We start from the raw sequence: 5,646 nt of genomic DNA on the forward strand, positions 1-5,646 counted from the left end.
GACCCGAACCTGATGGTCAGCGTGCCGAGCACCTCCCGGTCCGGGTCGCGGAAGGTGAGCCGGAACTGCCCCCGCCCCCGCCCGCGCCGAGGGGCGGGCCCCGGACCAACCCCCCCGGCCCCGCCCCCGCCGCCGCCTACCGCGCGGCCGGCGGCGGCCCGCCCACCTCGCCCTACCCGCACCACCCCGACGCCCCGTCCCTCGACGTCACCGACCTCACCGGGCTCCCCGGCGGCGGCTTCACCGCCACCGGACACCTCCGGCAGGACGGCCCGCTGCCCTACGCCAGCGGCTACCTGCGCGCCAACGGCGGCACCGGACTGCTCTGGACCGGCCTCACCCCGCGCATGCACCCCGAGGACTTCCGCACCGGCGACCTCGGCCGCGGCCGCAACTGGCCGATCGGCTACCACGACCTGGAGCCGTACTACCGCGCCGCCGAACACGAACTCGGCGTCGCCGCCGACGCCGGGGAGCAGCGCCGCGCCGTCGGACTGCCGATCCCGGACGACTACGCCTTCCCCATGCGGGCCATCCCGGCCAGTCACCTCGACCGCCGGCTCGCCCACGCCCTCGACGGCCGGACCGTCCGCGACCCCGCCATGCCCGGCCCCGCCCGGCTCGCCGTCACCGGTACCCCGCACGCCCGCAACGGCCTGCCCACCCGGCCCGGCGACAGCTTCGGCCCGCCCTGCGCGGGCAGCGCCAGCTGCGTCCCGGTCTGCCCGACCGGCGCCAAGTACACGCCGCTGCGCACCCAGGCCCGCTGGGCGCCCTGCGTCGAACTGCGCACCGGGGCCGTGGTGGCCAAGGTGCTCGCCGACCCGGTGACCGGGCGCGCCACCGGGGTGGAGTACCTGGCCGGCGGCGCGGCCCACCGGGTGGACGCGGACCTGGTCGTCCTCGCCGCGCACGCCGTCGAGAACGCCCGGCTGCTGCTCCTGTCCGGCCTGGCCAACCGCAGCGACCAGGTGGGCCGCAACCTGATGGACCACCCGGCGCTGCTCACCTGGGGGCTCATGCCCGGCCAGGTCGGCCCCTACCGGGGGCCCGGTTCCACCAGCGGCCTGGAGGCCTTCCGCTTCGGCCCGGCCCGCGCCCGCCGGGCCCCGTTCCGGATCGAGATCGGCAACTGGGGCTGGTCCTGGGCCGGTGGCTCCCCCGAGGCGGAGACGGCCGCACTGCTGGCCGCCGGGCTGCGCGGCAAGGAGCTGCGGGCACGCCTCGGCGACCGGCTCGGCCGTCAGTTCTCGCTCCAGTTCGAACTGGAGCAGCCCGCCGACCCGGCCAACCGGGTCACCCTCGACCCGGACCGGCGCGATCCGCTCGGCCTCCCCGGCCCGGCCGTCCGCTACGACCTCGACGAGTACGTCCGCGCGGGCATGGTCTCGGCCCGGGCCGTCTCCGACCAGCTGTTCGCCCTGCTCGGCGCCGAGGACCACACCGCCTACCCGGCCGGTCCGCAGTGGCCGGGCCGCCTCGAACACCTGGGAACCGCCTACGGGTACCGGGGCGCGGGCCACGCCGGCGGCACCCACGTCATGGGCGACTCGCCCGCCACCTCCGTCGTCGACCACTGGCAGCGCTGCTGGGACCACCCCAACCTGTACGCCGTCGGGTGCGGTTCGATGCCCTCGCTCGGTACCTCCAACCCCTCGCTCACCATGGCCGCCCTCGCCCTGCGCAGCGCCGACCGGATCCACCAGGACCTGCTGGACCTGCACCGCCCGGTGTCCGTCGCCGGTACCCCTTCGTCCGTCGCTCCTTCGCCCGCCACCTGTTCGCCCGCCCTTCCGGAGACACCATGACCGGCCTGCCGCTCCCGCCCGTACCGGAGCCGTACCACCTGCCCTTCCACTACGGCGCGTTGCACAACATCGGCGTCGACTACCTGGTCGAGCCCGAGCGGGCGCGCGAACTGCTCGGCAAGCGCCACCCCGGCCTGACCGCCGCCGTGTTCGACGGCGGGGCCTGCGTGTCCCTCAACTACCAGCTGTACTTCGCCCAGTACCCGAACGGCGGTGGCATCACGGAGGAGCTGGAGATCAACCTGGTCGCCCACCCGGTGTTCGCCGGGGACCGCCTGCCGGTCCTCAACTACGGCCAGTACGCCCGGGGTTACGACCAGACCAAGCTGCTCGGGATCGCCCGCCTGCACGTCCTGTGCGACAACCCGCTCGCCATCGACGCCGGGCGCCGCCTGTACGCCGAGCCCAAGCACCCCGGCTGGTTCGAGACCGCGCTGCCCTCGCTCAACGCCCCCGCCGTGCGCGAGCGCTGGTCCGTCTCCTGCCGCCGGGCCACCCTCGGGGAGGACGGGCTGCGCCGCCACGACGAGCAACTCCTCGCCCTCGACGTGAACCTGATCGGCCTCACCGCCGAATCCGTCAACAACACCCCGATCACCGGTTATGGCACCGACGACGAGGGCAAGCTGCTCGCCGGCCCGCTCAACGTCTACCACCCCTACCGCTACTACGCCCTGGACGACCGCACCGCCGACCGTGTCCGGCTCGACCTCGGCAACCCCGCGGAGGAGTCCGCCCGCGACCTCGCCCACCTGATCGCCGACGCCCCGGCCGCCGGGGTCTGGACCTACCAGTCCCCGCCGGTCGCCGCCCACAACCGCGCCTACTACGTCCGGTGACGCCCATCAGCCGAGGGCGGGTCACGGTCAGGGGCGACACCACCTGAGTGGGCGGGCGGCGGACCGTGGACGCCGTTCTCGTGTGCACCCCTGACCGCTCCTCCGCAGCTGGGGGTGTGCGCGTGAGTGTCCACTGACAAGGGTAGCCTTACCCATTGCGCAGGTGATCGGCAGTGGGGAGGGACCCTTGTTGGAATTCCGGCTGCTCGGACCGGTGGAAGTCCGGTGCAACGGGCAGTTTGTCGAGATCGGGCCACCGAAACGCCGGACCTTGCTGGCGATGCTCCTCCTCGCCAACGACGCGCTGGTCACGAACGACCGTCTCACCGACGCCCTGTGGGGCGAGCAGCCGCCCAGACACGCCAAGACCGTGATCCAGGGGCACGTCTCCCAACTCCGCCGGCTGCTGCACCCCGTGGGCCCGGTCACCATCGCCACCGCCTGTGACGGCTACCTCCTCCAGGCGCCGTCCGACCACATCGACGGCGAGCGGTTCCGCGCCGCCGTCGCCGAAGCGCGCACCGGCGACGGCGCACCGGCCGGGATCCCGGCGCTGCGCAAGGCCCTCGCGCTCTGGCGCGGCCCGGCGCTCGCCGGACTCTGCGGCACACCCCCGGTCGTCGCCGCAGCAGCGGAACTGGAGGAGGCGCGGCTCGGCGCGGTGGAGGAGCTCGGCCAGGCGCTGACCGCGGGCCGGCGCGCCGAAGAGGCCGTCGCGGTGCTGCGCGGCCCGGCGGACCGGCATCCGCTGCGCGAATCCCTGGTGGCGCTCCTGCTCGACGCCCTGCTGGCGACGAACCGGCAGGCCGAGGCCATCGAGCTCTACCACCGGACGGCCCGACTGCTCGGTGACGAACTGGGCGTCGACCCGGGCCCCGCGATGGTCGAGGCCTACGACCGGATCCTCAGCCCGCCACGCGCCGCACGCCGACGGGAGGACACGCACCGGCCCGGGGACCCCCACGGGCAGCAGGCCGCGCACCGCCAGGAGGCCACCCGCCGCCAGGCCGACACCCGCCGTCCAGCGGACGCGCACCGCGGCGCGGGACACACGGGACAGCCGGGCGCGCACGACCTGCGGCGACCGCTCCTGCTGCCCCGCCGACCCGCCGGCTTCACCGGGCGCAAGCGTGAACTCGCCGCCCTCGACGCGGCCGTGCGGCACACCGCACACGACTCGCCCATCTGCCTGGTCACCGGGCCGGCCGGGATCGGCAAGAGCGCGCTGGTGGCCCACTGGGCCCAACAGGCCGCGGCGGACTTCCCGGACGGCGTGCTCTTCGCCCGGCTCGGCGGCTTCATCGACACCGCCCCGATCGCCGACCCCGCCTTCGTCATCCGGGACTTCCTCGGCGCGCTCGGCATCCAGCCCGACGACATCCCGCAGAACACCGCCGCAGCCGAGGCGCTCTACCGCTCGCTGCTCCGGAACCGCCGCCTCCTGGTCATCCTCGACGACGCGCTGAGCTACGACCAGGTCCGCCCGCTGCTCCCCGGAGCCCACGGCTGCGCCACCGTCGTCACCAGCCGCAACCGGCTGGAGAGCCTGGTCGCCGGCGACTGCGCCCGCCCGCTGCTGCTGGACCGGCTCGGGCCGGGGGAGGGTGAGGCACTGTTCGCCCGCATCCTCGGCCCGGACCGGGTCGGAGCGGAACCGGACGCCGCCGGGCGCCTGGTGCGGCTGTGCGACGGGCTGCCGCTGGCCCTGCGACTGGCGGCGGCCCGGCTGGCGGTGCGACCCGAGCGCTCGCTCGGCGACGCGGTCGAGGAACTCCGCGACGGGCAGCGGCGGATCTCCTTCCTCGCGGTGGACGGCATCGACTTCGCCTCCGTCCTGCGCGTCAGCGTGGACCACCTCCCGCCGGACGCGGTCGCCGCCCTCCGGCTGCTGGCCCACCACTTCGGCCCCGACATCGACGTGGCGGCGGTCGCCGCGCTGGCGGACGACAGCCCGGCCGGCAGCCGCGCGGTGCTGGAACGCCTCGTCGCCGCCAACCTGGTGGAGGAGCGGGGGCACGACCGCTACGCCCTGCACGGACTCATCCGGCTGTTCGCCCGCTCGCTCGGCCCCGCCCCCGGGGGTGACCGCCTCCTTCCGCTCCTCGACCACTACCTGTACGCCGCCCTGGCCGCCGCGAGCGCGGCGGTGGCGGGCAGCCAACCCTGCTGCCGGCTCCCGGAGGACTTCCGGACGCCGGTGTCGACGCCCGTCTTCGCCGACCGGGAGGAGGCCATGGCCTGGTACGCCAGGGAACGGCGCAACCTCGTCGCCGCCACCGCGGCGGCCGCCGCCGGCCGGCACCACCACCGGGCGTGGCGACTCGCCCTGCTGCTGTGGCCCCTGGTCGTCCAGCAGCCCGGAGCCGACTGGGAGGCTCCGCTCGGCCACGCCCTCGGCTCCGCCGTCGAACTGGCCGAGGCCGACGCGGAATCCCGCGTCAGGAGCCTGCTCGGCTGGGTCCTCGGGCAGAACGGCCGGTACGAGGAGGCCTTGCCGCACCTGCTGCGCGCGCCCGACCTGGCCCGGCGCGCCGACGACACCGAGGGTGAGGCGATCGCCACCGCCAACCTGGCCCAGGCCCGGGAGGCACTCGGCGACACGAACCTGGCCGGCCTCGGCTACGAGCGGGCCGCACAGCTCGCCCGCAGGGCCGGCAGCCCGCAGACCGAGATGCTCACGACCTACTACCTGGCCCGGTACCACTTGCTGAACGAGCGCCCGGCGAAGGCGCTCACCCTCGCGCGGTGCGCGCTCGACCTCGCCCCGGAGGACCAGGTCGTGGCGCGCCGCGCGATGCTCCTGGACATCTGCGGGAGGGCCCTGTCCACCCTGGACCGAAACGGCGAGGCGTGGCACCACTTCGACCGCGCGGGCCGTCTCGCGGAACAGGACGGCTTCACCGCCGACGCCGCCGACTACTACGCGCGCGCCGCAGCGGTACGGACCTGCGGGAACGGGTAGCGGCTGCCGGCCGCGGTGCCCGGCTGGACACCGCGGC

At 75.3% G+C, this 5,646-nt stretch carries 3 protein-coding genes; all 3 read left to right on the forward strand.

From position 1 onward, the window contains the following. The coding region (locus tag ACFV6I_RS33040) for a GMC family oxidoreductase (protein ID WP_380429355.1) at positions 1-1,808 on the forward strand (1,808 nt) is incomplete at its 5' end. Beyond that, a complete protein-coding gene (locus tag ACFV6I_RS33045) occupies positions 1,805-2,647 on the forward strand; it encodes a hypothetical protein (RefSeq protein WP_063345999.1) in 843 nt (280 codons plus the stop codon). The genes ACFV6I_RS33040 and ACFV6I_RS33045, both read left to right, overlap by 4 nt. Positions 2,648-2,861: 214 nt before the next feature. Next, on the forward strand, positions 2,862-5,609 hold the full coding sequence (locus tag ACFV6I_RS33050) for a BTAD domain-containing putative transcriptional regulator (RefSeq protein ID WP_380429360.1): 2,748 nt from the start codon (positions 2,862-2,864) through the stop codon (positions 5,607-5,609). Positions 5,610-5,646 lie beyond the last annotated feature (37 nt).

The sequence above is a fragment of the Kitasatospora sp. NPDC059803 genome, from assembly GCF_042732255.1.
GTDB lineage: Bacteria > Actinomycetota > Actinomycetes > Streptomycetales > Streptomycetaceae > Kitasatospora.